The organism is Bradyrhizobium sp. BR 10261, from assembly GCF_019455395.1.
In the GTDB taxonomy this organism is placed as follows: domain Bacteria; phylum Pseudomonadota; class Alphaproteobacteria; order Rhizobiales; family Xanthobacteraceae; genus Bradyrhizobium; species Bradyrhizobium manausense.
Map to the genome: position 1 here is coordinate 138154 of NZ_JACOFQ010000008.1, position 24444 is coordinate 162597.

Here is a 24444-nt window from a genome sequence, read left to right on the forward strand (position 1 = left end):
GCGTCTCCTCATCGTCCGAGATTGACTCAAAAGAAGTCGCGAGCGGTTGCCGCTTCCCATCGCTGATCCATTTGTTGAAAGGTTGGAGGAATAAGACGCTAGGCTCACTAGCGTCAATCTGCTTCACTGGATGAAGAAGAAGTTGCTCCCGGCGGCGCCATATGCAGGGCGAGGCTAGATTGTGTGATCGTCGTCCTGAATTGAACTACCAAAGCTCGGATATCCGCCAGGGCAATTGCGATTGTGTATACTATCACAAGTTGCTGACAGGCTGTCGAGCGAATCTTGGCCCGGTGTAAAGGCGCGCTCGGTTGGGCGCCGTTGTCAGGTGTTTTCTTCCTTGAGCCACTGGATGGCTTGCCTGCAAATAGGTGATGATTTCGGTATCGGTCTCCATCCCGTGGCGCTATCACCAAAGAGATTCCCGAACGAACTAAGATCGACGGCGAAGTCTACGAGCTGAATGCAGCAGCCTAAATCCGAACTAGCCCCCCACGGGCGTTGAAAATCCCTCGGCTCGCAAGAGCTGTGCCGGTTCGATTCCGGCTGCCCGCACCACCTGCCCCGGCGCCTGCGACTGCGCCCGCAGCATGATCCAGAAGCACACGAGCGCGATTCCCAGCTGATCAAAGCCATCTATGAAGACATAACCCGTGATCGACGCCAGCGCCGGGAGGCCAACCGCGATCGTCAGGACCACGGCAAGCCCGATTGCGGGAAGATCGACGACGAGAATGGCGGCGTAGAGCGCGACATCGAAGAAGGCATATTCCTTCACTCGCGGGGCGCAGAGGTAGAGCGCATACATCGCCAGCACGACGAGGCGCATGGCCGGGACGGGATGCTCAATCAGCCAGCGGTCGAACCACTTTAGGGCTGATCTTGCGTCGGCCGGCCGGCGCGCAGCAACCATGCGCCAGACCGAAACGACGAACGGCGCGATCACGAGCGCAACCGCGGCGAAGCCATAAAGCAAGACGACGACCAACTTGCTGCCGACGAGTCCGAGATGGTCCGCGAGAGTGAGCGCGAGGAACAGGAGCGACGGATTGACGTCGTCACCTGGCGAATGTTGCCCCGGGATCTGGCCGGAGATCGCGCTCAACCAGCTCGGAAACAGGTTTGCGTAAAACACCGCCGAGATCAGAACCGGCAGCGCGAACGCGCCGGCCGCAACAGCAATCAGCATCAGCTTGCGCGAACGCCGCACCGGCAAGAGGTAGAGCGCAGCGAGGATCGGACAGTAGACAAGCTTGAACGAGGTCAAAAGGCCGAGCAGCGCAGCCCCGGCAAATTGCAGCGGCAGGCTCTTGGTCCCCTGCCCTTTGCAGCGAGCCGGACGCAGCAGAAGAGCCAACGCCACCGAGGTCAGCAGGCCGCTCAGAATCGCAAAATTGCCGGTCGCCAGAATCCATTCCAGGCCGACGAAGCCGCCCAGCACGAAGATGATCCGTAGCGCGGTGTCGCGGAAGCTTCGGCGGCTCTTGCCGAGACCAGGCAACGCCAACGCGCACAGGATGGCGAGAACGAGATAGATGGCCTTGTAGTGGGTCACCAGGACGCCGCCGGCACAGAGCGGACGAAACGCGTCCAGCGTCACGGGCAGATAGGGATAGGAATACTTCGCGTCCTTGAGGTTCTTGATGACATAGGGATCGAGCCCGGCGATATGAGCATCGACGGCGGCGCAGTTCACCCGCGCGTCCCAGCCGAAGGTCTCGTCCATGCCGAGATAGATCGCGGTGGCGGCAGCAACCAGCACGGCCGCGACCACGATGAGGCGGGCCAGCCAGCTCGCGCCTGGCGCACCTGCCGCAAGTGGCCGCCCCGTGCCGGCAATGGATGTAGCACCGCCGCTCTTCATGGTACCAACTCTTCCCGATCGTCGCGCGCCGGCACGCCGTGAAAATCGAACAGCATGGTCCAAAAGCAAACCAGCGCGATGGCGAGCAGAGCGAAGCTGCCCTCGAACGCAATGCCGGCAATCGATGCCAGCGCGGGGATGGCTATGGCGACGGTCAAGACCATGGCGAGCGCCGGCGTCGAAAGATCGACGACGAGGACGGCAAGATAGAGCGCCAGCTCGAAGAAGGCATATTCCTTGATGCGCGGCGAGCACAGATAGAGCGCAAACATCGCAAGCACGGTGACGCGCATGGCCGCTTGCGGGTGATTGATCAGCCAGCGGTCCAGCTCTGCCAGGAATGATGCTCTCACGGCGGCAATTCCAATCCCGAGCGCGCGCAGCAACACCAGGGCAAAGGGTGCGATCACGAGCGCGCATGCGGCAAGCGCGTAGATCGCGAACTCGATCGGCCTATGGTCCGCGAGCCCGATATGGTCCATGAGTTTCCGCGCAACCAGAAGCAGCGATGGATTGATCTCCTCCAGATGGACCGAATGCTGGTTGGGGATCTGTCCCTTGATCGCCAGCAGCCAGCTCGCGAACAGCTCGGGATAGACCACCGCCGAGATCAGGATCGGTAGCACGAAACCGAAGCCGGCCGTCGCGAGAAGCGCGAGCTTCCGTGCTCGTCGCAGCGGCAGGAAGTAAACTGCGGCCAGGATGGGGCAGAACACCAGCTTGAACGACATGACGAGACCGAGCAGCGCAGCGCCGGCGGCCCGCATCTTGAAGCGCCTGTTGTCACCCACTCCCGCATGGAGCAGCAGCGCCAGCGCGACCGCCGTCAAGAAGCCGCCCAGAACCGCAAAATTTCCGGAAGCCAGCACCCATTCGAAACCAACGAATGCACCGAGCGCACAGAGGACCTTGAGGCCGACATCGCGCAAACAGGCACGCGAGCTGCGTAGTCCAGGAAGGAGCAAGCCGCAGAGCGCCGCGAGGACGAGATAGAGGCCCCTGTAGTGATCGACCAGAAGGCCGCCTGCGCAAAACGGACGGAACGCGTCAAGGGTCGCCGGGAGATAGGGATAGGAGTAGGAGGTGCCCTTCAGGTTCTTGACGAAATAGGGATCGAGCCCCGCGACATGCGCATCGACGGCCGCACAATTGACGCGGGCGTCCCAGCCGTATCCCGTACCCGTCGCCGTGTCGTTGGCCAGATTGTAGAGCGCCAGCAGGGTGACGATCGCGATCAGGGAACCGAGCCAGACACGCTTCGCAGCCGTGTCGGCCGACGGCCCCAACCATCGAGTCGCACCTGTGACGTCGGACACCGCAAAACCTGTCTGCTGCTCGAGCTCCCCCGGCGCCTGATCCGGCGTCCAGTCAGCACACAGTGGACAGCATAGTGTTGCGGATTCATCTCCCCAGACGGTTGTCGCCGCTCTTATGGTGAATCCCTGGTTTCCAACTTCTGCAGCGGACGGCAGGTCAAGCTGATGCTGATCCATCGCGATCTCGATTATGTCGAGACCGCCGGTCTGATGGAGCTGGACCTCGTCGAGCGGGCTCGGCGCACGCGCTGACGCCTCCCGCTGCCACCCGCGCCGTCTTCACCATTTATTGTCCGTCTGGTTGTCAGTTTCCCTGCCCCGCCGGACAGCCATCCCGAAACATGGGTTGTGCGACGCAGCATAGGCTTTAGATATGGCCTCTGAAATCAGAGGTGAACTGCTTGTCCGACGTGAATGCCGACGAATGGGTGTCATCGGGACACCGTCCGATGGGTTTTCCCGAATTTGTCATCGTGATCGCGTCCATCATGGCGCTGAATCCGCTCGCGATGGACATGATGCTGCCCGCGCTGCCCAATATCGGGGCCGCCTTCAGCATTCCCAACGCCAACCATCTCCAGCTCGTGCTGTCGACCTTCCTGATCGGCTTCGGCGCCGGCCAGTTCATCATGGGCCCGCTGTCGGACCGGTTCGGACGCCGGCCGGTGCTGCTCGGCGGCATGGCTGTTTACGCGGTGGCGAGCGTGCTGGCGGTGGCCGCACCCACCTTCGAGACACTGTTGCTGGCCCGCGCGCTCCAGGGGCTCGGCACTTCGGCGACACGCGTCATCGCGACCTCGATCGTGCGTGACTGCTATGCCGGCCGCCGCATGGCCAGCGTGATGTCGCTTGCGATGATGATCTTCATCGCCGTGCCCGTGATCGCACCATCGTTCGGACAGGCGGTGCTGCTCATGACGCATTGGCGCGGCATCTTCGTCGTGCTGATGCTGTACGGCGTCATCGCGCTGGCATGGAGCGTTTGGCGGCTTCCGGAGACGCTGCCCGAGACGGAGCGCAGGTCGCTCGCCCCTGCCGACGTGCTTTCGGCGTTCCGCCAGACCGTCACCAACCGCCAGACCATCGGCTATGCGACGGCGGCCGGCAGCGTCATGGGCGCGCTGTTCGCTTTCGTGTTTTCCGCGCAGCAGGTGTTCACCGGCATCTATCATCTCGGCCATTACTTCCCGCTCGCCTTCGCCACGATCGCGGCCGGCACCGCCGTTGCAGGGTTTCTCAATTCCAAGCTGGTCGGGCGGCTCGGCATGCGCGTGATCTCGCACGGCGCGCTCTCGCTCTATGCTGCGGTCGCAGGCGTCATGCTGCTGACCGAGATTCTCGGCGTGCTGCCGCTGCCCCTGTTCATGGCGCTGTCGGCGCTGATGATGTTCTCGTTCGGCATGATGGTTGCCAATTTCACCGCGCTCGCGATGGAGCCGCAGGGCCACATCGCCGGCACGGCCTCCTCGCTCTACGGCTCGATCACGACGCTGATCGGCATTGCGGTCGGCACCGCGATCGGCCAAAGCTTCGACGGCACGCTGCTGCCGTTCTCGACCGGCTTCTTCCTGTCGACGCTCGCAGCGCTCGCGATCGTGCTTGTCGTGGAGAAGGGACGGCTGTTCAAGCCGCATTATCGCCCGATCGTGTGAGGAACTTCAAAGCCGTCTCGATGTTGTCCTGCAGCAATTCGAGAGGCGGCTTCAATGGAACTGGAACAGCACGACGAGCATCGCGAGTCGAACCGGCAGCATACCGAACCCGTGGTGTCGCCCGCCGAACAAGCCGCCGTCGCCCCGCCCTTCGCCAGCGAGGGGCTCGAGCAGGTCCGCGACAGCCACTGCTGAGAGGCAAACAATAACCAAAAGCGTGACGATTCATCCTGGTCTCATCGCGCTTTAATCCGGACTGCGCTTGCTCGCACCGAACTCCTGTGCGGCACTCTCGGGCGGCGCGTCACCGTTGGCGCGTGGCGGCACCATCAGCACGACCACATCCCGAGACAGGCCGGGCCGGCCCCACAGCGAGGCCTGCACGGTGAACTCCCGCCGGACGAAGGTCCCGGCGCGCGAGGACACCCATTCCATCCAGCGACCGCAATAATCCTGGCCCTTGAAACAGAGTGCAGCCCAGCCGCGATCCAGCGTCGTCTTGCGCGGCAGCCCCCAATCGTACTGATGCTCGAACGGCCGCGCGTAGTGCGGATGATCGGGACTGTAGAAGGCGGTGGCGAAAGCCAGTGAATCGTCGCCACTGACGGCCCTGAGGGATTCGCCGGTCAGTTCGTGCCATTGCCGGGTGAGCTCGCTTGCGGCTTGCGCGTAAAGATTCCGCGCCTCCTCGTAGCCGTTGACATTGCGATAGGCGGCAAGGATGGGAGCCGCGACCAGGACGGCGACCAACGCAACACCTGCAACAATGACCGTGACGTTGACGGTGTAGAAGCGCTCAATCGGGTAGCGGGCGCCGCAGACGATGAGCACGACGAACAGGAACAGTCCCTGCAAAGCCCATAGCGACGGCAGATCGGTGCCCATCGCGAGCGAGGTCAGCACCGGCAGAACGATGGTGCCGATGGCGACGTAGAACAGCAACCGAAGGCCGGGGCTCATCGCAACGAAGTCGGCCGGAAACTGCTTCAGGCGCGTGCCTGATATCAGCACCCAGATCACGGCCGCAACGCTGATGGCCGCGATCAGCCCAAGCAGGAAATTCTTGACGTCATCGATCGAACTGAGGGCATTGCCGTTGGCATGGGCCAGCGCGTAGTCGAAGGTCGACGCTCCCGTGGTCGCAAGCCAGTAGATGTGCGGCGACAGCACCGCGAACCCTGTTGCGACCGAGATCCAGGGCGAGGCCGAGGTGAGATAATCGCGACGCGCCGGGTGCGCGAGCGCAGCCAACGCAAAGCTCGCGACCAGGAAGATCGAGTAATACTTGCCGACCATGGCGAGCGCCGCGGCGCATCCGGCCGCTACCGCCCAGAACACGGACCGTGTTTCGAACGCGCGCAGGAAACACCAAGTAGCCAGCGGCCAGGTCGCCAGCAGCACGGCGTTGGCGTTGAAGCGCTGGGCGTGGAATTGATAGGCCGGCGTCAGCATCAACAGCAGCAGCACAAGGATGCGCTTGTGCCCGGTGACGAATTGCCGCGCGATACAGTCGACGAAGAACAGCGCGAGCCCGGCATTCACCATCGCCATCAGCTGCAGCGACACGTCGCTGATCGGGAAGATGAAGGTCCAGCTTGCTGCGACCCATCCCATCAACGGCGGATGCTTGTGATAGCCGAAGGCGAAATTCCGCCCCAGCGTCCAGGCCTCGAGCGTATCCGGGTGCAGACCGCCACCGGCATAGGCGATGGCAAGATAAAGCGTCCAGCTTGCGACGAAGCAGGCAATGAGAAGCGGCACGGCCCAACCCGCCTCCACACCGTCGAGCCAGCGCAGCAACGGGCGCCGCCAGCGCGCCGGCGCGCGATCCGATCGTTCGGCCATCGCCTGGAATGCAAAATCGATCGGCACGAGACTCAAATCAAAAGGAAGCAAGCAGTATTGCGCGGCAAATCACTTATTTCATATTGGAAACAAATAGCAACAATTGGAAATTGGAAGAGCTAAACGCGCCCCCACTCTCAGCGAAGGGCTATCGCATATGGAGCTCTTGAGCGACCTGCGCGCACGCCTCGTCCTTCGAGACGACCGCTTCCAGCGGTCTCCTCAGGATGAGGCTAAATGGGCTTCCCGCTAAGACAGCTACCAAACACTCAGCCCTCATCCTGAGGGCCCGCCAGAGGCGGGCGTCTCGAAGGATGCGCCGCAAGGAAACAGCTCTCCAATGCGATAGCCGTGGCTCTGACCGAAGGCGTAACGGCAAAAGACAACGGCGCCGCTCATGACAGCGGCGCCGCCTGTTGATGGGATGAAGGTGCAGGATGCGCCTCATCCCTTGTCACGTTACTCCGACTTGTCGATGTTCCAGAACACCGGGGTTGCCGGCCCGTCGAGCACGCCGGACAGCGACTTCCGCCAGGCGCTCGGCGCCAGATACTGGCCGAGCGGGATGTAGATCACCTGGTCATAGGCTTCCTTCTGGATCTCGGTCGCGATCTTCTTCTGATCGTCGAGCGAGGCGGCGTGGACGAAGTCGTTTTTGAGCTGCTCGATCTTGGCGTCCTCCGCCCAGCCGAACCAGCCGCCCTTCTTGCCCTGACCACCGATCGAGAGATTGGCGATCGGGTTGGACACGTCGGCGCTGACCCAGTTGGTGAAGAACATGTTCCAGCCGCCCTCCTTCGGCGGCTTCTGGCTGGCCCGGCGGCTCACCACCGTCTGCCAGTCGGTCGCCTGCGCGTCAACCTTGAAGCCGGCTTCGCGGAGCAGTTGCACCGCGACCGTCGGCTGCGCCTTCAGCGTCACGACATCGCCGGGCACCATGACGACGACGGGTGTGCCGTCATAACCGGATTCGGCGAGCAGCTTCTTGGCTTCCGCCATGCCGTTGCCCTTGACCAGCGATTCCGAGCCGATTTCGGTGGCGAACGGCGTATCGCAGATGAAGAAGGCGCCGCAGATCTTGTAATATTTGGGATTGCCGACGAGCGCGTCGAGCACGTCCTTCTGGTTCAACGCCAGCAGCGCGGCGCGGCGGATCTTCGGATTGTCGAAGGGCGGATAGAGGAAGTTCATGCGGCCGAGCGTCTGATAGCCGAACTTGTTCAGCGTCTCGACCTTGAGGTCGGGATTGCCTTCAAGCACCGGCAAGAGATCCCACGGCGGCACTTCCATGAAATCGATGTCGCCCGATTGCAGCGCGTTCACCGCGGTCTGCGGGTCCGGCATGGTGATCCATTCGACCCGGTCGACCTTCACCACCTTGCCGCCAGCGGTCCAGCTCGCCGGCTCCTTGCGCGGAACGTAATCCGGATTCTTCTCGTAGACGGCCTTTACGCCGGGCTGGAATTCGCCCTGTACGAATTTGAACGGGCCGGAGCCGATCTGCTCGGGGATCTGCTTGTCCGGAGGCGTCTCGGCGAGCCGCTTCGGCATCATGAAGGGCACGCGCGAGGACGGCTTGCCGATCGACTCGAGAACGAGACCGTAGGGCTCCTTCAGCTTCAGTGTGATGGTCTTGGCATCGGTCGCTTCGATGCTGGCGGTGAAATCCATCAGCTTCTGGCCCATGCCGTCGACGGCGGCCCAGCGCTTCAGCGAGGCGACGCAGTCTTCCGCCGTCACCGGCGTGCCGTCATGCCACTTCAGGCCGTCGCGCAGCGTGAATGTGTAAGTGAGCTTGTCGTCGGAGATCTTCCAGTCCGCCATCTGCGGCTGGATCTTGAAGTTCGCATCCGTCGTGATCAGCGTGTCGTAAACCATGTAGCCATGGTCGCGCACGATGTAGGCGGTGGTGAAGATCGGATCGGTGATGCGCAGATCCGAATGCATCACGGCGGTGATGGTCTTGCCGGCCGCAAGCACTGGCGAGGCCAGTGCGGTCGAAAGCGCGAGGACCGACAGCGCAAGCTTGGAGGCGAACGCGCGACGCCCCATGCGCATCAAGTGGAACATATAAAGTTTCTCCTGACGTGAAACTGTTCAAAGGCGGATTATTGGTTGAGCATTCGGTGCGGTCTTTAGGCGAACTAACCTCATGCAATGCCTTTGTGTTTTCGAGACTTGCAGACAGCCTTGAGCGCGTCAATCCGGTTTCGGTGCAGGCCCTTGCGGCGCAGGTGCGGGCTCCACAAAGACCGGATTGGCTCTACAATTCAACTCCGCCAGTCCTGCCTGCTCGTCGCCTGCACCTTGCAATGCGCGTTCCATCTTTCGAAGCCTGAGAGACATTAAGATGAATCCAGCCAATCTTCCCTTCGATTCCGAGGCCATGCTCGAGGGCCTGCGCACCTGGGTGGAATGCGAGAGCCCGACCTGGGATGCGAGCGCGGTGAACCGCATGCTCGATATCGCGGCGCGGGATATGGCGATCATGGGTGCGACCATCGAACGCATCGCCGGCCGTCAGGGCTTCGGCGGCGCCGTTCGCGCGCGTTTTCCCCATCCGAGGCAGGGCGAGCCGGGCATCCTGATCGCCGGACACATGGATACGGTCCACCCGGTCGGCACCATCGAGAAGTTGAAGTGGTGGCGCGAGGGCAACCGCTGCTACGGCCCCGGCATCTTCGACATGAAGGGCGGCAACTACCTGTCGCTGGAAGCGATCCGGCAGCTGGCGCGCGCGTCGTTCACCACGCCGCTGCCGATCACCATCCTGTTCACGCCGGACGAGGAAGTCGGCACACCCTCGACGCGCGACCTCATCGAGGCGGAAGCCGCGCGCAACAAATATGTGCTGGTGCCCGAGCCCGGCCGCGCCGACAACGGCGTCACCACCGGACGTTACGCCATCGCGCGCTTCAATCTGGAAGCGACCGGACGGCCGAGCCATGCCGGCGCGACCTTGTCGGCCGGACGTTCCGCCATCCGCGAGATGGCGCGGCAGATTCTTGCGATCGACGCGATGACGACCGAGGACTGCACTTTCTCGGTCGGCATCGTGCATGGCGGGCAATGGGTCAATTGCGTCGCCACGACCGCCACCGGCGAAGCGCTGTCGATGGCCAAGCGCCAGGCCGATCTCGACCGCGGCGTCGAACGCATGCTGGCGCTGTCGGGCACCACCAATGACGTCACCTTCAAGGTGACGCGCGGCGTGACGCGGCCGGTGTGGGAGCCGGATGCCGGCACCCTGGCGCTGTATGAAAAGGCGCGCGGCATCGCCAAATCTCTCGGCGCGGAGCTACCCCATGCGAGTTCCGGCGGCGGATCCGACGGCAACTTCACCGGCGCGATGGGCATTCCGACGCTCGACGGGCTTGGCGTGCGCGGCGGCAATGCCCACACGCTGGAGGAGTATATCGAGGTCGAGAGCCTGGTTGATCGCGGCCGGTTGATGGCGGGGCTGCTGGCGACGCTGGAGTAATCGCACTGCGATCACAGTTCTGTAGGATGGGCAAAGGCGCGCTTGCGCCGCGCCCACCATCTGCCTCCGATCGACAAAGGTCGTGGGCACGCTTCGCTTTGCCCACCCTACGAAGACTGGCCGCACTGCGAAATCTGTGGCCCAGATGGCACGGGAATTGCTGAAATGTTAGGCTGATGGCAGAACGGGCCATGACCGTTGCCGACGATTTGACTCTCATCTGACGGATCCAACTTGCTCGGATATCTCCTTCGCCGAATCTTCGCCGCCGTGCCCGTGATGGGCGTCGTCGCGCTTTTCGTGTTCCTGCTGCTGCGGCTGACGCCCGGCGATCCCGCCGCGATCCTCGCCGGCGACAATGCGACGCCGGAGCGGCTGGAGCGCATCCGCACCTCGCTTGGCCTCAACGAGCCCTTGATCGTGCAGTTCATCACCTGGGTGAACAAGCTGCTGCATGGCGATCTCGGCACCTCGCTGATCTCCAACCTGCCGGTGATGAAGATGATCGGCCAGCGCGTCGAGCCGTCGATCTCGATCGCGCTGTCGACCATCATCCTCGCCGTCATCGTCGCAGTGCCGCTCGGCGTCATCGCAGCCTGGAAGCACGGCACCTGGATCGATCGCTTCGTGATGGGTCTGTCGGTGCTCGGCTTCTCGGTGCCGGTGTTCGTGGTCGGCTATCTCCTGATCGAAGTCTTCGCGATCGACCTGCGCTGGGTGCCGGTGCAGGGCTTCAAGAGCATCAGCGCAGGCTTCGGGCCGTTCTTCGAGCGCATCATCCTGCCGACCTGCGCGCTCTCCTTCATCTACATCGCGCTGATCGCGCGCATGACGCGCGCGGCCATGCTCGATGTGCTGGGCGAAGACTATGTGCGGACGGCGCGCGCCAAGGGCATCAACGAGGTCGCGGTGATGCTGCGGCACGCGTTGCGCAACGCCGCGGTGCCCGTGATCACCGTGATCGGCACCGGCTTTGCGCTGCTGATCTCCGGCGTCGTCGTCACCGAGAGCGTGTTCAACATTCCCGGCATCGGCCGCCTCACCGTCGATGCGGTGCTGGCGCGCGACTATCCGGTGATCCAGGCGATGATCCTGCTGACCTCGCTGATCTACGTCGTCGTCAACCTGCTGATCGACGTCGCCTACACGCTGCTCGATCCGCGCATCCGCTACTAAGGCTAAGGACAAGAACAACGATGACGGTCGATAGCCTTCCCCAGTCCTCCATTCCGATCACGTCGCCGCTGCGGCCGCGCCTCGGATTCCTCACCTCGACGCCGATCATCGCCACGGCCACGATCTGCCTTGCGCTGATCGTGCTGATCTCGATCCTGGCGCCGCTGATCGCGCCGCATGATCCGATCCAGCTTGCGCCCTCGCTGCGCCTCAAGCCGGCGTCGGCGCAATTCCTGCTCGGCACCGATGCCTACGGCCGCGACCTGCTGTCCCGCGTCATCTACGGCGGCCGCATCTCGCTCCTGATCGGGATCGGCTCGGCGATCCTCTCGATCGCCATCGGGCTCGCGATCGGTCTCGTCTCCGGCTTCTTCAAGCTGGTCGATTCCGTAATGATGCGCGTCATGGACGGCCTGATGGCGATGCCGAGCATCCTGCTCGCGATCGCCGTGGTCTCGCTGTCGGGCGCGAGCATCTGGACGGTGCTGGTCGCCATCACCATCCCCGAGATCCCGCGCGTCGCACGCCTCGTGCGCTCGGTCGTGCTGTCCGCGCGCGAGGAGCCCTATGTGGAAGCCGCGATCTCGGTCGGCTCGTCCTTGCCGAAAATCATGTGGCGGCACCTGATGCCGAACACGATCGCGCCGCTGATCGTCCAGGGCACCTATGTCTGCGCCTCCGCCATCCTCACCGAGGCCATCCTCTCCTTCCTCGGCGCCGGCATCTCGCCGGAGACGCCGACCTGGGGCAACATCATGGCCGAGGGCCGGCAGTACTTTCAGCTCAAGCCGACGCTGATCTTCTGGCCGGGCCTTTTGCTCTCTATCGCCATCCTCAGCATCAATTTGATCGGCGACGCCGCCCGCGACGCCCTCGATCCCCGCATGAAGCAGCGGGAGGGGAAGTAATGGGAATGACGGCGGAGAGAAACGACGTGACCAACCCAGTCCTCGACATCAACAACCTCGTCGTCTCCGTCGGCAAGAAGCCGGGCGGCGCAAAGATCATCGACGGCATCTCGATAAAGGTCCACGAAGGCGAGACGCTTTGCCTCGTCGGCGAAAGCGGCTCGGGCAAGTCGGTGACCTCGCTCACCACGATGGGCCTGCTGCCGAAGGGCACGCTGGTTCCATCAGGCGGCAGCGTGAAGCTCGTCGGCGAGGAAATCCTCACCGCGACCGATCGCCGCCTGCGTCAAATGCGTGCCACCAAGATGGCGATGATTTTCCAGGAGCCGATGACCGCGCTCAATCCTGTCGTCCCGGTCGGCCGCCAGATCGACGAGGTGCTGCGCGCCCACACCAGGCTCGACGCCAAGGCGCGCAAGAAGCGCATCCTCGACATGATGGAGCAGGTCCATCTGCCCCAGGTCGAGCGCATCTTCGCCTCCTACCCGCACCGGCTCTCCGGCGGCCAGCGCCAGCGCATCATGATCGCGATGGCGCTGGTGCTGGAACCGAAGCTCTTGATCGCGGACGAGCCGACCACCGCGCTCGACGTCACCACGCAGAAGCAGATCCTGTCGCTGATCCGCGAGCTGCAGCGCGATCACGGCACCGCGGTGCTGTTCATCACCCATGACATGGGGGTGGTGGCGGAAATCGCCGACCGCGTCGCGGTGATGCGGCAGGGGCGCCTGGTCGAGACCGGCCCGCTCGACACCGTGCTGCGCAACCCCACGATGGAATACACCCGCAATTTGCTCGCCTCCGTGCCGAGCCTGGTGCCGCGGCCGCCGCGTGAGGACAGCCGAGAGCCCGTCGTGCTCGAGGCCAACGACCTCAGCAAGGTCTACAAGGAGCGCGCCTTCTTCGGCAAAGGCCGCGAGGTCGTCGCCGCCGACAAGGTGACGCTGACGCTGCGCAAGGGTCGCACCCTCGGCATCGTCGGCGAGAGCGGCTCGGGCAAGTCGACGGTGGCGCGCTGCATCGTGCGCCTGATCGACCCGACCTCGGGCGGCGTGCGCCTCGCCGGCCGCGAGATCTCCGACATCTCGCGCCGGCTGCTGCAGCCGCACCGGCAGAAGATCCAGATCGTGTTCCAGGATCCTTATCGCTCGCTCAATCCACGCGTCAGCGTCGGCGAGAGCATCGCGGAAGGCCCGATCAATTACGGCGTCTCGCATGCGAACGCCATGAAGCGTGCCCGCGAGCTGCTCGAACTGGTCGGCCTGCCGGCCGACGCCGTCTCGCGCTATCCGCATCAGTTCTCCGGCGGCCAGCGCCAGCGCATCGCGATTGCGCGCGCGCTCGCGCTCGACCCTGACGTGCTGGTCGCGGATGAAGCGGTCTCCGCGCTCGACGTCTCGGTGCAGGCCCAGGTGCTGGACCTGCTCGACGAGATCCAGAAGCGGCTCGGCATCGCCATCCTGTTCATCACCCATGATTTGCGCGTGGCCGCGCAAATTTGTGACGAGGTCGTGGTGATGCAGCATGGCCGCGTGGTCGAACAGGGCCCTGCCGCAGAGGTTCTGACGCATCCGCAGGAGGCCTACACCAGGGCGCTCCTGGATGCCGCCCCCGGCCGCCACTGGGATTTTGCGAATTTCCGGCCGGTGTCGGAGGGCGTGGGGGCGACGGCCTAACTCTCTCTCCGCGTCATTGCGAGCGCAGCGAAGCAATCCAGACTGTTTCCGCAGAGCGATTCTGGATTGCTTCGCTGCGCTCGCAATGACGGTGTGCGCGGCAAGCATTCCCAAAACAGCTTGAGCCCATGCGTGGCGCGATTGTCTCGTTGCTTGCCCTTGCCGCGAAGGCGGAGCTAACGTCGCGCGCTTCCACTCGCTGACGGAAAAGGACCACATGCCCACCATCGACCGCATCGACGGCTATGCCGACGAACTTACCGCTATCAGGCGCGACCTCCACGCCCATCCCGAGATCGGCTTCGAGGAGGTGCGGACGTCCGGCATCGTCGCCGACAAGCTGGCAAGCTGGGGCATCGAGGTGCATCGCGGTCTCGGCGGCACCGGCGTGATCGGAATCATCAAGGGCAAGGGTTCGGGCAGCAGACGCATTGGCCTGCGCGCCGACATGGACGCGCTGCCGATGGAAGAGAACACCAATCTGAAATGGAGCTCGAAAATCCCCGGCCGTTTCCACGGCTGCGGCCATGACGGCCACACCACCATGCTGCTCGGCACCGCGCGCTATCTGGCCGAGACACGGAATTTCGACGGCACCGTGCACCTGATCTTCCAGCCGGCCGAGGAAGGCCTCGGCGGCGCCCGCGCCATGATCAAGGACGGCCTGTTCGAGAAGTTTCCCTGCGACGAGCTCTACGGCCTGCACAACGCGCCCGATCTCAACCACGGCGAGATCGCGATCCTGCCGGGCCCGGCCATGGCCGCCGCTGACTTCTTCGACCTCCGCATCACCGGCTATGGCGCCCATGGTGCGATGCCCGAGCGCTCCAAGGACGCGGTCGTGATCGCGACCACGCTGGCGCAGGCGATCCAGACCATCGTCAGCCGCAATGTCGAGCCGCTCGAGGCTGCCGTGGTGTCGATCACCCAGATCCATGCCGGCTCCGCCTACAACGTCATTCCCGGCGATGCGCATCTGTGCGGCACCATCCGCACCTTCTCGAAGGAAGTCCGCACTCTCGTCAGCGAACGCATCCGCACCATCTGCTCCGGCATCGCCAGCGCCTATAATTGCGTGATCGACGTCGACATCCGCGACACCTTCAACGTGCTGGTCAACCAGGCCGAGCAGTCCAAGGTGGTCGAGGAGGTCGCGCGCACCGTGGTCGACCCCGCCAAGGTGATCACCCGCAGCCAGCCGAAGATGGGCAGCGAGGATTTTGCCGACATGCTGGAGACCATTCCCGGCGCCTATTTCTGGGTCGGCCATGACGGCTCCGTGCCCGTGCACAATCCCGGCTTCGTGCTCGACGACAAGATCCTGCCGATCGGCGCCAGCATGTTCGCCCGGATCATCGAAACGCGCATGCCGGTCGGTTAGCAATGCAGAAGAACAGTGCTGAGGATGCGGTCACCTCGCTGCACGATCTCTCCGCGGTCGATCTGATCGCGGGCTACCGGGCAAAACAATTCTCGCCAAGCGAGGTGCTGGAGGATCTGCTCGCGCACGTCGCTGCGTGGGAGCCGCATCTGAAGGCGCTCTATGCATTCGATCCTGAGAGCGCGCGCGAGGCCGCAAAAGCCTCGACAGCGCGCTGGACCGGAGGCGAGCCGTCAGGCCCGCTCGACGGTGTGCCTGTCACGATCAAGGACAACATCGCCACCGGGGGCGTGCCGGTGCCGCTGGGCGCTGCGAGCGTCAAGCTGGTGCCGGCTGAGAAGGACGCCCCGCCCGCCGCGCGTCTGCGTGAGGCAGGTAGCATCATCTTCGCCAAGACCACCATGCCCGATTACGGCATGCTGTCTTCGGGGCTCTCTTCGTTCCATGCGCTGGCGCGCAATCCCTGGGACCTCTCCAAGACTCCCGGCGGCTCCAGTGCGGGCGCCGGCGCGGCCGCCGCAGCGGGCTATGGCCCCCTGCACCTCGGTACCGATATCGGCGGCTCGGTGCGGTTACCAGCGGGCTGGTGTGGCCTTGTCGGGTTGAAGCCGAGCTTTGGCCGCGTGCCGATCGATCCCCCCTATGTCGGCCGCGTCGCCGGCCCGATGACCCGCACGGTCGATGATTGCGCGCTCATGATGAGCGTGATCGCCAAGCCCGATCGACGCGACGGCATGAGCCTGCCGGCGGAGCCGCTCAACTGGAAGGGACTTGAGAAGTCGCCGCGCAAATTGCGCATCGGCCTGATGCTCGATGCCGGCGTCGGCCTGCCGGCGGAAAGGGCCGTCCGCGAGGTCGCGGTGAAGGCCGCAAAGGCATTCGAATCCGCAGGCAGCGTCGTCACCGAGGTCAACGGCATCTTGACGCGCGAGATGCTCGACGGCCTCGACAATTTCTGGCGCGCGCGGATGTGGGACGATCTGTCGAAACTGACGCCGGCCGACCAGGCAAAGGTGCTGCCCTACATTTTCAAATGGGGCGCTTCAGGCGCAAGGCTATCGGGCGTCGATGTTATCAGAGGCTTCAACCAGACCATGGCGATCCGCGCGGCGGCCTCGAAATTGTTCTGCGAGCTCGACTATGTGATTTCGCCGACGGCGCCTAACGTGAACTACCCGGCTGACTGGGCCTCGCCCACCAACGATCCGATGCGGCCGTTCGAGCACATCGCCTATACCGTGCCGTGGAATATGTCGGAGAACCCGGCCGTCACCATCAATGGCGGCTTCGATGACGCGGGCTTTCCCATCGGCGTGCAGATCGTCGGCCGCCGCTTCGACGATATCGGCGTGCTCGGCATGGCCAAGGCGTTCGAAGGCCTGCGCGGCCCGCAGAGGCCTTGGCCGAGGCCGCCGGCTCGTTAAACGCGCATCTAGCGTCTCAACACAAATCGTCATGCGCGGGCTCGACCCGCGCATCCATCCTCTTCAAAAAAGATGGATTGCCGGGTCAAGCCCGGCAATGACAGAATTGATTCAAGAACGAGAGGAAGGAAACCACCCATGGCGTATGAGACGATCAAATACGAGGTCGCCGAGCAGATTCTCACCATCACGCTGAACCGGCCCGACAAGCTCAACGCCTTCAACGCGCAGATGCAGGCCGAGCTGATCGACGCGTTCGACGCCGCCGACAAGGACGACAATGTCCGCGCCATCATCGTCACAGGCGCCGGTCGCGGCTTTTGCGCGGGTGCGGATCTGTCGTCGGGCGCCGATACCTTCGATCGCGACGCGCGGCGCGGACCGGTGAAGCGTTTCGCGGATGGTAGGGTCGATTACAGCGACCCGCAGGTGCGCGACGGCGGCGGCCAGGTGACGTTGCGCATCTTCAAGTGCCTCAAGCCCGTGATCGCCGCGGTGAACGGTCCCGCGGTCGGCATTGGCGTCACCATGCAGCTCGCGATGGACATCCGCATCGCATCCGAGGCCGCGCGCTTCGGCTTCGTGTTCTCCCAGCGCGGCATTGTGCCGGAGGCGGCCTCGAGCTGGTTCCTGCCGCGCATCGTCGGCATCTCGCAGGCGCTGGAATGGTGCTATTCGGGCCGCGTCTTCCCGGCGCAGGAGGCCCTCGCCGGCCGCCTCGTCAGCAAGGTCGTGGCGCCGGATGACCTCATGCCGACTGCTCGCGCACTGGCAAAAGAATTCGCGGCCAAGACTGCGCCGGTGTCGGTCGCGCTGATCCGCCAGATGATGTGGCGCATGATGGGCGCGGACGATCCCATGGAAGCGCACAAGGTCGACAGCCGCGGCATCTATGCCCGTGGCCGCTCGGAGGACGTGAAGGAAGGCGTGGTGTCGTTCCTGGAGAAGCGGCCGGCGCAGTTCAAGAACAAGGTGTCGAGCGATATGCCGGATTATTTCCCGTGGTGGACTGAGCGGGAGTATAAATGACGCTCTGGTAGGGTGGGTTAGCCCTTGCGATTGCGCGAAGCGCAATTCGCTGGGCGTAACCCACCTCTTCTCTTTCCGCGGTGACGGAAGCGGTGGATTACGCCTTCGGCTAATCCACCCTACGGCGCTACGGCCCCATCACTGCATCACCAGCGCCACGCGTCCGATCGCCTTGCGGTCGAGCAACAGCCGCATCGCCTTGGCGTAATCTTCCAGCGGCAGGCGGTGCGAGATGCTGGGGCGCAGCTTGCCCTCCTCCGCCCATTGCAGCAAAGCCTTCAGCCTGATCTCGCCAAGCCCCGGGTTTTTCCGCACGGCTTCACCCGCGCGGACGCCGAGCACGCTGGCGCCCTTGATCAGCAGGAGATTGGTCCTGGCCGAACCGATGCCGCCGGTGAAGCCGATCACCAGGAGCCGTGCGCCCCAGGCAATGCAGCGCATCGAGTCTTCAAAGACCTGACCGCCGACGGGATCGAACACGACATCGGCACCGCGGCCCTCGGTGATGCGCTTGACGGCATCGCGAAACGGCTCGCGGTCGTAGCGGACGAGATGATCGGCACCGCGCGATTTCGCAATCGCCAGCTTCTCGTCGCTGGACGCCGTCGCGATCACGGTTGCGCCCAGCATCTTGCCGATCTCGACGGCGGCAAGGCCGACGCCGCCGCCGGCGCCGTGCACCAGCAGCACCTCGCCCCGCTCGACCCGGCCGCGGTCGATCAGCGCGTGATAGGCGGTGCCATGGCCGGCGAGATAGGTCGCGGCTTCCGCGTAGTCGAACGTCGACGGCATTGGCGTGAGTTGCGAAGGCGTCACCACCGCTTCGTCCGTGAAAGCACCGTAACGCATCTTCACGATAACCTTGTCGCCGATGGAGACGCCCCTCGCCTCCGCGCCAACCTCGGTCACATCGCCGGCAGCTTCCACGCCGGGCGTGAACGGCAGCTCGGGCTTGAGCTGATACTCGCCCGCGGTCATCAGCACATCAGGAAAGTTCAGCCCCGCAGCGCGGATCGCGACCCGCACCTCGCCCGGCTTCAGGGCGCGCGATGGAAACTCTTCCAGCCGCAACGTTTCGGGCGCGCCGAGCGTCCGGCAGACGACAGCGCGCACCATCAGGCTGCGCTCGCCGTGCTGCGCAGCAGCGCCTCGCGGATCAGCGGCAGGCGATCGTTGCCGAAGTACATGTCGGTCTTGTTGACAAAAATGGTCGGCGAGCCGAACCCGCCGCGGGCGACGACCTCCTCGGTGTTGGCCTTGAGCTGATCCTTGATCGCCTGCTCCGAAATGCCGGCAAAGAATTTCTGCTCGTCGATGCCGACTTTCCTGCAGATCTCAGCGAGCACCGCGTCCTGCGAGATGTCCTTGTCGCCGCCCCAATAAGCCTCGAACACTGATGTCGCGAACGGCACCATGTCTTTTCCGAGCCAGACGCAGCCCCGCATCGCCTTCACGCTGTTCACTGGAAACACCGTCGGCGGCATCTTGATCGATAGTCCTGCCGAGCGCGCCCAGTCGGCGAGATCCTTCTTCATGTAGCGCGCCTTCAGCGGCACAGGTTTCTCTCGCTGTGCGTAGACGCTGGGGTTGACCGTGTTGAAGATGCCGCCGACCAGGATCGGTCGCCAGGTGATCTCGGCCCCGAGCTCCTTCGCGAGCGGCTGGATGTTGTGGAAGGCGAGATAAGTCCAGGGGCTGGAGCAGTCGAAGAAGAATTCGATCATGGCGTTTCCTTGGTGTTCTGCTTGTTTTGATTTCGTCATTCCGGGATGCGCCGCAAGGCGCAGGCCCGGAATCCATTTCGCAGCATTCACCGCGGCCCGATGGATTCCGGGTTCGCGACTTCGTCGCGCCCCGGAATGACGAGCGGAGATGTCCTACTTCCTTCCCAACACGTCCCTAGCCCTCTGGCGGTTATTGGGAGAGAGCGCCGGAATAGAGGGGCGACTTTTGTGGTTCTGTACCTCGAGGTTAAGACATGGCAGGAAGGGGCGCAACACAACCCGCCGGGAGGGCCGCCATGCTGTTTCCAACCACGATCGCCGGCTCCTTGCCGAAGCCGGAATGGCTCGCCGAGCCCAATATGCTCTGGGCGCCCTGGAAATCCGGAGGCGACGAGCTGCTGCGTGCCAAGCGCGATGCGACGCTGATCTGGCTCAAGGTCCAGGAGGACGCCGGCATTGACATCGTCACCGAGGGCGAGCAGGCCCGGCAGCATTTCGTGCACGGCTTCCTGGAGAAGATCGAAGGCATCGACTTCGCCCACAAGGTCGAGATGGGCATCCGCAAGGATCGCTACAAGGCGATGGTGCCGCAGGTGGTCGCGCCGCTGCGGCTGAAGGGGCGCGTGCACGACTTCGAGGCGCGCGTGGCGCGGACGCACACCCAGAAGAAGCTGAAATTCACCCTGCCCGGTCCGATGACGATCATCGATACCATTGCGGACCGTTACTATGGCGACCGCGTCAAGATGGCCTTCGCTTTTGCCGAGCTCTTGAACGAGGAGGCCAAGGCGCTTGCCGCCGACGGCGTCGATCTCGTGCAGTTCGACGAGCCGGCTTTCAACGTCTACATGGACGAGGTCAACGACTGGGGGATCAAGGCGCTGGAGCGCGCCGCGCAAGGGCTCACCTGCACCACCGCCGTGCACATCTGCTACGGCTACGGCATCAAGGCCAACACCGACTGGAAGGAGACGCTGGGCAGCCAGTGGCGGCAGTATGAGCAGATCTTTCCGGCGATCGACGCCAGCCCGATCCAGCAAGTCGCGATCGAGTGCCGCAATTCCAAAGTGCCGCTCGATCTGCTGGCGCTCCTGAAGAACAAGATCGTGCAGGCCGGCGTGATCGACGTCGCCAGCGATATGGTGGAGACCGCCGAGGACGTCGTGCAGGTGATCGACGCTGTCTCGAAATTCGTGCCCAAGAGCAACATCATCGCCACCACCAATTGCGGCATGGCGCCGATGCGGCGCGAGATCGCCGAAGCCAAGCTGATGGCGCTCGGCGCCGGCGCCGCGCTGGCGCGCGAGAAGCTGGGGTGATGACGAGGATTTTGCGCTAGGGCCGCGCGGACGGGTGCAGCACCGGCCGATAGCCGGCGTTCAGCGTCCGAAGTGTCGACGGCGGCGTGAGCAAGGCTGCGTCGCCGGCGAGCTGCTCCACCACGGAGTATCCCGCCGGCGACCACTTTAGCACCCTGCCCCGCGTGACCAGATAGCTGGCCTCGCCTTGCTGTAGCATCGCGCCGTCAGGCAGCTGGTCGAGCGGCACCAGCAGCGCGTGCAGCCGCTTCCTGCCGTGCTCGAGCCGCTCGTGGTGCAGCACCGCGTCGATGCCGTGCATGCGGGCGTCGTGCACGCGGTTGCCGTTCTCCCAGGCGGCGCGGAAGCGATTGGCATCGTCGCGGCGGCAATAGAAGCAGGGGCGATGCCCGGCGGCGAGCGCGGTAGCCTCGTCGAGAAAGAACAGCTCGGTCCAACTTCGCTGCGCCATCACCTCGCGGCGGCGGCCGCGGAATTCGCAGGTGCAGGTGAGCCAGGCCGGCGACGACCAGCGCTTCTTCAGCAGCGTCTTGGTGGCGGGATCATGGATGATGCCGCGATTGCCGGTGAACATGCCGCGATGTGGCGTTGCAATGATGTCGCCGGTCGGCGTGACGCGGTTTTGCAGGGGCATGGGCCCTCCGCGCGTCTCTCACGCCGCGCCGTCGCGAAGCGGGGGGTGATAGGACAGCGCGGTGTCCCAGGGGAAGAAGATCCAGGTGTCCTGCGAGACTTCCGTGATGAACGTGTCGACCAGCGGACGGCCCTTCGGCTTGGCATAGACGGTGGCAAAATGTGCATCCGGCAGCATTTCGCGCACCAGCTTGCCGGTCTTGCCGGTGTCGACGAGGTCATCGACAATCAACAGCCCCTTGCCGGTGCCGCCGCCGAGTTTCATCGCCTGTTCGGAAATGCCCTTGAGGACCTGGAGATCGCCCTGCTTGTCATGGTCGTAGCTGGCGATGCAAACCGTATCGATCACGCGCACGCCTAGCTCGCGCGCCACGATCGCCGCCGGCACCAGGCCACCGCGGGTGATCGCGATCACCGCGTGGAACGGCCCGACCTCGTTGAGCCGCCAGGTCAGTGCCCGGCAATCCCGGTGGAACTGGTCCCACGACACTGGAAAGGGCCTGCCTGCCCGCTCCTGCGCGCTCAGTTCCGGTGCTTCACCAGCCATCGTCGTCTCCTGCTTTCGTCTGCCGGCATTTGCTACCGGGTGACGTTCAATCCCGCCAGCATTTCCTTCACCGCCGCCATCGCTGCGGCGAGCTTATCCGCATCGCGCGAACGCACCACCAGATTGGTGTTGGGCTTCTGCTCCTCGTCCATGAAGGGATAGCTGCCGATGATGGTGTCGGGGTGGGCGGCGGCGATGGCCCTTAAGGGGCTGCCGATATCACCCTCCCGCGCGTTGGCGCGGACCGATTCGGACAGCATGCGGACACCGGATTTTAATTTGGGTGAGACGATGTCCATCATCGCCTGCATGATCGAGGGCACGCCGGCCATGACGATGACATTGCCGATCTTGAAGCCGGGCGCGAGGATGGTCGCGCTCTGGATCAGCTCGGCGCCATCGGGGATGCGAGCCATGCGCAGCCGGGCTTCATTGAGGTCCTGCTCGCTCCAGCGCTCCCTGAAACGTGCGACCACTTCGGGGTGGTGGTCAATGCCGACACCGAACGCCTTGGCGACGCTGTCGGCGGTGATGTCGTCGTGGGTCGGCCCGATGCCGCCGGTGGTGAAGACATAAGTGTAGCGATGCCGCAGTGCATTCAGAGCTGCGATGATGTCGTCCTCGTCGTCGGAGACGATCCTCACTTCCTTCAGGTCGATGCCGATATTGGTCAGGTATTCGGCGATGAAGCCGATATTCTTGTCCTTGGTTCGGCCGGACAGGATTTCATCCCCGATGACCAGAATGCCCGCCGTGACGATCTCGCTCATGCCTTAAGTCCCTCACCTGTAGTGCCGAATTTGCCGGGGTAACGCGTTGAAGTCACGCGCTTTTGCTGCCGAAATAAGCAATCCTCAGCCATTTTTTCAGGCAGGCCGCCGACTAGCCCCGGCAAATGCCCTCTCTCAATGCTTATCGCGCTGGCCCGCCCCTTGCTACCACAGGAAAGTCATGCACTCTTGCCGCATGGCCAGGACGTTGCGGTCTTCACCAAGGCCAGACGACCTGCCACATGGCGCAAGGCCTTGCGGAGACAAGTCGGGATCTATGGCAGTCGCGTTTGATGAAATGAATATTCCCGGCGGGGACCTTCGCCCCGCCTATCAGGAGCTGGCGCGCTGGCTCAAGGAGACGCCTCCCGAGGCGCTCGAATATCGCCGCCAGGAGGCCGAGCTCCTGTTCCGCCGGATCGGCATCACCTTCGCCGTCTACGGGGACTCCGAATCCACCGAACGCCTGATCCCGTTCGACGTCATCCCGCGCATCATGTCCGGCAAGGAATGGACGGTACTGGAAAAGGGGCTGAAGCAGCGCGTCAAGGCGCTGAACATGTTCCTGCGCGACATCTATCACGGCCGCGACATCCTTCGCGCCGAGGTCGTGCCCGAGGATCTGATCTTCCAGAATCCGGTCTTCCGTCCGGAGATGAACGGCCAGCAGGTGCCGCACGACGTCTACGTGCACATCGCCGGCATCGACATCGTCCGGGTCGACGCCGAAGACTTCATCGTGCTTGAGGACAATGCGCGCACGCCCTCGGGTGTGTCCTACATGCTGGAAAACCGCGAGATCATGATGCGGCTGTTTCCGGATCTGTTCGCCCGCCACAGGGTGGCGCCGGTCGAGCGTTATCCGGATGAGCTGCTCGCCGCGCTGCGCTCGGTCGCACCGCACAGCGCATCGAGCGAGCCGACGGTCGCGCTGCTCACGCCGGGCGTCTACAACTCCGCCTATTACGAGCACTCCTTCCTTGCCGACAAGCTCGGCGTCGAGCTCGTCGAAGGCCGCGACCTCGTCGTCAAGAACAACGAAGTGTTCATGCGGACGACGGAAGGGCTCAAACGTGTCGACGTGATCTACCGCCGCGTCGACGACGATTTCATCGACCCCCTCACCTTCCGCCCGGACTCCGTTCTCGGCGTACCTGGATTGATGTCGGCCTACGCGGCCGGCAACATCACGCTCGCCAACGCGGTCGGCACCGGCATCGCCGACGACAAGGCGATCTACTCCTACATGCCCGACATCGTGAAATTCTATCTCGGCGAGGAGCCGATCCTGAAGAACGTGCCGACCTGGCGCTGCCGCGAGCCGAAAGATCTGGCCTATGTGCTGGACAATCTCAGCGAGCTCGTCGTCAAGGAGGTGCACGGCTCGGGCGGCTACGGCATGCTGATCGGCCCCGCCGCCACCAAGGCGACGATCGAGGCCTTCCGCGAGAAGCTGAAGCGCGAGCCGGAGGGCTTTATCGCGCAGCCGACGCTGGCGCTCTCGACCTGCCCGACCTGCACGGCCTCCGGCCTCGCCCCGCGCCATGTCGACCTTCGCCCCTTCGTGCTGACCGGCAGCAAGAGCACGACCATCGTGCCGGGCGGGCTGACGCGTGTGGCGCTGAAGGAAGGCTCGCTCGTGGTGAATTCGAGCCAGGGCGGCGGTACCAAAGACACCTGGATTTTGGACGAGTAGAGA

At 63.9% G+C, this 24444-nt stretch carries 20 protein-coding genes; 11 read left to right on the top strand and 9 right to left on the bottom strand.

Annotated features, from left to right (window positions below):
* Window positions 1–484: 484 nt before the first annotated feature.
* Window positions 485–1864 carry a hypothetical protein gene (locus HYH07_RS11615; RefSeq protein WP_220002618.1) on the bottom strand — a complete coding sequence of 460 codons (1380 nt, stop codon included), beginning with the start codon at window positions 1862–1864 and terminating at the stop codon, window positions 485–487.
* Window positions 1861–3180, bottom strand: coding sequence for a hypothetical protein (locus tag HYH07_RS11620; protein WP_220002619.1), 1320 nt, complete (start codon window positions 3178–3180; stop codon window positions 1861–1863). The genes HYH07_RS11615 and HYH07_RS11620 overlap by 4 nt, the downstream gene beginning before the upstream one ends.
* A 401-nt stretch (window positions 3181–3581) precedes the next feature.
* Between HYH07_RS11620 and HYH07_RS11625 the strand changes: the two genes are divergently transcribed.
* The gene (locus HYH07_RS11625) at window positions 3582–4832 is read left to right on the top strand and encodes a multidrug effflux MFS transporter (RefSeq protein WP_220002620.1); all 1251 of its coding nucleotides are present in this window, start codon (window positions 3582–3584) and stop codon (window positions 4830–4832) included.
* A 54-nt stretch (window positions 4833–4886) separates the two neighbouring features.
* Entirely contained in the window at window positions 4887–5027 is a 141-nt protein-coding gene (locus HYH07_RS11630) for a hypothetical protein (RefSeq protein WP_220002621.1), read from the top strand.
* Between the two features lie 51 nt (window positions 5028–5078).
* Here the strand turns inward: HYH07_RS11630 and HYH07_RS11635 are convergent, their stop codons facing one another.
* Together HYH07_RS11635 and HYH07_RS11640 are read right to left on the bottom strand one after the other, a co-directional pair.
* Window positions 5079–6677, bottom strand: coding sequence for a glycosyltransferase family 39 protein (locus HYH07_RS11635; protein WP_220002622.1), 1599 nt, complete (start codon window positions 6675–6677; stop codon window positions 5079–5081).
* Window positions 6678–7136: 459 nt separating this feature from the next.
* Window positions 7137–8747 carry an ABC transporter substrate-binding protein gene (locus tag HYH07_RS11640; protein ID WP_220002623.1) on the bottom strand — a complete coding sequence of 537 codons (1611 nt, stop codon included), beginning with the start codon at window positions 8745–8747 and terminating at the stop codon, window positions 7137–7139.
* A gap of 280 nt (window positions 8748–9027) precedes the next feature.
* Between HYH07_RS11640 and HYH07_RS11645 the strand changes: the two genes are divergently transcribed.
* The 7 genes from HYH07_RS11645 (at window position 9028) to HYH07_RS11675 (ending at window position 17752) form a co-directional block, all read left to right on the top strand.
* Window positions 9028–10158, top strand: a complete 1131-nt coding sequence (locus HYH07_RS11645) for a M20/M25/M40 family metallo-hydrolase (protein WP_220002624.1) — start codon at window positions 9028–9030, stop codon at window positions 10156–10158.
* Between the two features lie 234 nt (window positions 10159–10392).
* Complete coding sequence (locus tag HYH07_RS11650) at window positions 10393–11334, top strand: ABC transporter permease (RefSeq protein WP_220002625.1); 942 nt, start codon at window positions 10393–10395, stop codon at window positions 11332–11334.
* Window positions 11335–11354: 20 nt separating this feature from the next.
* Window positions 11355–12242, top strand: a complete 888-nt coding sequence (locus HYH07_RS11655) for an ABC transporter permease (RefSeq protein ID WP_057740926.1) — start codon at window positions 11355–11357, stop codon at window positions 12240–12242.
* 26 nt (window positions 12243–12268) lie between these two features.
* Complete coding sequence (locus tag HYH07_RS11660) at window positions 12269–13918, top strand: ABC transporter ATP-binding protein (protein ID WP_220002626.1); 1650 nt, start codon at window positions 12269–12271, stop codon at window positions 13916–13918.
* A gap of 217 nt (window positions 13919–14135) precedes the next feature.
* On the top strand, window positions 14136–15299 hold the full coding sequence (locus HYH07_RS11665) for a M20 aminoacylase family protein (RefSeq protein ID WP_220002627.1): 1164 nt from the start codon (window positions 14136–14138) through the stop codon (window positions 15297–15299).
* A gap of 2 nt (window positions 15300–15301) precedes the next feature.
* On the top strand, window positions 15302–16723 hold the full coding sequence (locus tag HYH07_RS11670; protein WP_220002628.1) for an amidase: 1422 nt from the start codon (window positions 15302–15304) through the stop codon (window positions 16721–16723).
* Between the two features lie 138 nt (window positions 16724–16861).
* Window positions 16862–17752: a crotonase/enoyl-CoA hydratase family protein gene (locus HYH07_RS11675; protein ID WP_220002629.1), complete on the top strand. Its 891-nt coding sequence runs from the start codon at window positions 16862–16864 to the stop codon at window positions 17750–17752.
* 138 nt (window positions 17753–17890) lie between these two features.
* Here HYH07_RS11675 and HYH07_RS11680 read toward each other — a convergent pair whose 3' ends face one another.
* Together HYH07_RS11680 and HYH07_RS11685 are read right to left on the bottom strand one after the other, a co-directional pair.
* On the bottom strand, window positions 17891–18868 hold the full coding sequence (locus tag HYH07_RS11680; RefSeq protein ID WP_220002630.1) for an NADPH:quinone oxidoreductase family protein: 978 nt from the start codon (window positions 18866–18868) through the stop codon (window positions 17891–17893).
* Window positions 18868–19476 (bottom strand): 2-hydroxychromene-2-carboxylate isomerase, encoded by a 609-nt coding sequence (locus HYH07_RS11685; protein WP_220002631.1) that lies wholly within the window; start codon window positions 19474–19476, stop codon window positions 18868–18870. The genes HYH07_RS11680 and HYH07_RS11685 overlap by 1 nt, the downstream gene beginning before the upstream one ends.
* A gap of 296 nt (window positions 19477–19772) precedes the next feature.
* On the opposite strand from HYH07_RS11685, the gene HYH07_RS11690 reads away from it, so the two are divergent.
* A complete protein-coding gene (locus HYH07_RS11690; RefSeq protein WP_220002632.1) occupies window positions 19773–20795 on the top strand; it encodes a methionine synthase in 1023 nt (340 codons plus the stop codon).
* Window positions 20796–20811: 16 nt separating this feature from the next.
* Here the strand turns inward: HYH07_RS11690 and HYH07_RS11695 are convergent, their stop codons facing one another.
* Genes HYH07_RS11695 through HYH07_RS11705 form a run of 3 tightly spaced genes read right to left on the bottom strand, consistent with a single transcriptional unit; the run spans window position 20812 to window position 22745 of the window.
* Window positions 20812–21429: a hypothetical protein gene (locus tag HYH07_RS11695; RefSeq protein WP_220002633.1), complete on the bottom strand. Its 618-nt coding sequence runs from the start codon at window positions 21427–21429 to the stop codon at window positions 20812–20814.
* A gap of 18 nt (window positions 21430–21447) precedes the next feature.
* Window positions 21448–21975 carry a xanthine phosphoribosyltransferase gene (gene gpt / locus HYH07_RS11700; RefSeq protein WP_057740910.1) on the bottom strand — a complete coding sequence of 176 codons (528 nt, stop codon included), beginning with the start codon at window positions 21973–21975 and terminating at the stop codon, window positions 21448–21450.
* Window positions 21976–22007: 32 nt separating this feature from the next.
* Window positions 22008–22745: a molybdopterin-binding protein gene (locus tag HYH07_RS11705; RefSeq protein WP_220002634.1), complete on the bottom strand. Its 738-nt coding sequence runs from the start codon at window positions 22743–22745 to the stop codon at window positions 22008–22010.
* Window positions 22746–23022: 277 nt separating this feature from the next.
* Here HYH07_RS11705 and HYH07_RS11710 point away from each other — a divergent pair, with 277 nt between their 5' ends.
* Window positions 23023–24441, top strand: a complete 1419-nt coding sequence (locus tag HYH07_RS11710) for a circularly permuted type 2 ATP-grasp protein (protein WP_220002635.1) — start codon at window positions 23023–23025, stop codon at window positions 24439–24441.
* Window positions 24442–24444: the final 3 nt, after the last annotated feature.

Excerpts from the sequence above, each read along its gene's own strand:
- HYH07_RS11615 (WP_220002618.1), bottom strand. The coding sequence starts at position 1,864 with ATGAAGAGCGGCGGTGCTACATCCATTGCCGGCACGGGGCGGCCACTT.
- HYH07_RS11630 (WP_220002621.1), top strand. The coding sequence starts at position 4,887 with ATGGAACTGGAACAGCACGACGAGCATCGCGAGTCGAACCGGCAGCAT.
- HYH07_RS11635 (WP_220002622.1), bottom strand. The coding sequence starts at position 6,677 with ATGGCCGAACGATCGGATCGCGCGCCGGCGCGCTGGCGGCGCCCGTTG.
- HYH07_RS11640 (WP_220002623.1), bottom strand. The coding sequence starts at position 8,747 with ATGTTCCACTTGATGCGCATGGGGCGTCGCGCGTTCGCCTCCAAGCTT.
- HYH07_RS11645 (WP_220002624.1), top strand. The coding sequence starts at position 9,028 with ATGAATCCAGCCAATCTTCCCTTCGATTCCGAGGCCATGCTCGAGGGC.
- HYH07_RS11655 (WP_057740926.1), top strand. The coding sequence starts at position 11,355 with ATGACGGTCGATAGCCTTCCCCAGTCCTCCATTCCGATCACGTCGCCG.
- HYH07_RS11665 (WP_220002627.1), top strand. The coding sequence starts at position 14,136 with ATGCCCACCATCGACCGCATCGACGGCTATGCCGACGAACTTACCGCT.
- HYH07_RS11670 (WP_220002628.1), top strand. The coding sequence starts at position 15,302 with ATGCAGAAGAACAGTGCTGAGGATGCGGTCACCTCGCTGCACGATCTC.
- HYH07_RS11675 (WP_220002629.1), top strand. The coding sequence starts at position 16,862 with ATGGCGTATGAGACGATCAAATACGAGGTCGCCGAGCAGATTCTCACC.
- HYH07_RS11680 (WP_220002630.1), bottom strand. The coding sequence starts at position 18,868 with ATGGTGCGCGCTGTCGTCTGCCGGACGCTCGGCGCGCCCGAAACGTTG.
- HYH07_RS11685 (WP_220002631.1), bottom strand. The coding sequence starts at position 19,476 with ATGATCGAATTCTTCTTCGACTGCTCCAGCCCCTGGACTTATCTCGCC.
- HYH07_RS11690 (WP_220002632.1), top strand. The coding sequence starts at position 19,773 with ATGCTGTTTCCAACCACGATCGCCGGCTCCTTGCCGAAGCCGGAATGG.
- HYH07_RS11695 (WP_220002633.1), bottom strand. The coding sequence starts at position 21,429 with ATGCCCCTGCAAAACCGCGTCACGCCGACCGGCGACATCATTGCAACG.
- gpt (WP_057740910.1), bottom strand. The coding sequence starts at position 21,975 with ATGGCTGGTGAAGCACCGGAACTGAGCGCGCAGGAGCGGGCAGGCAGG.
- HYH07_RS11705 (WP_220002634.1), bottom strand. The coding sequence starts at position 22,745 with ATGAGCGAGATCGTCACGGCGGGCATTCTGGTCATCGGGGATGAAATC.
- HYH07_RS11710 (WP_220002635.1), top strand. The coding sequence starts at position 23,023 with ATGGCAGTCGCGTTTGATGAAATGAATATTCCCGGCGGGGACCTTCGC.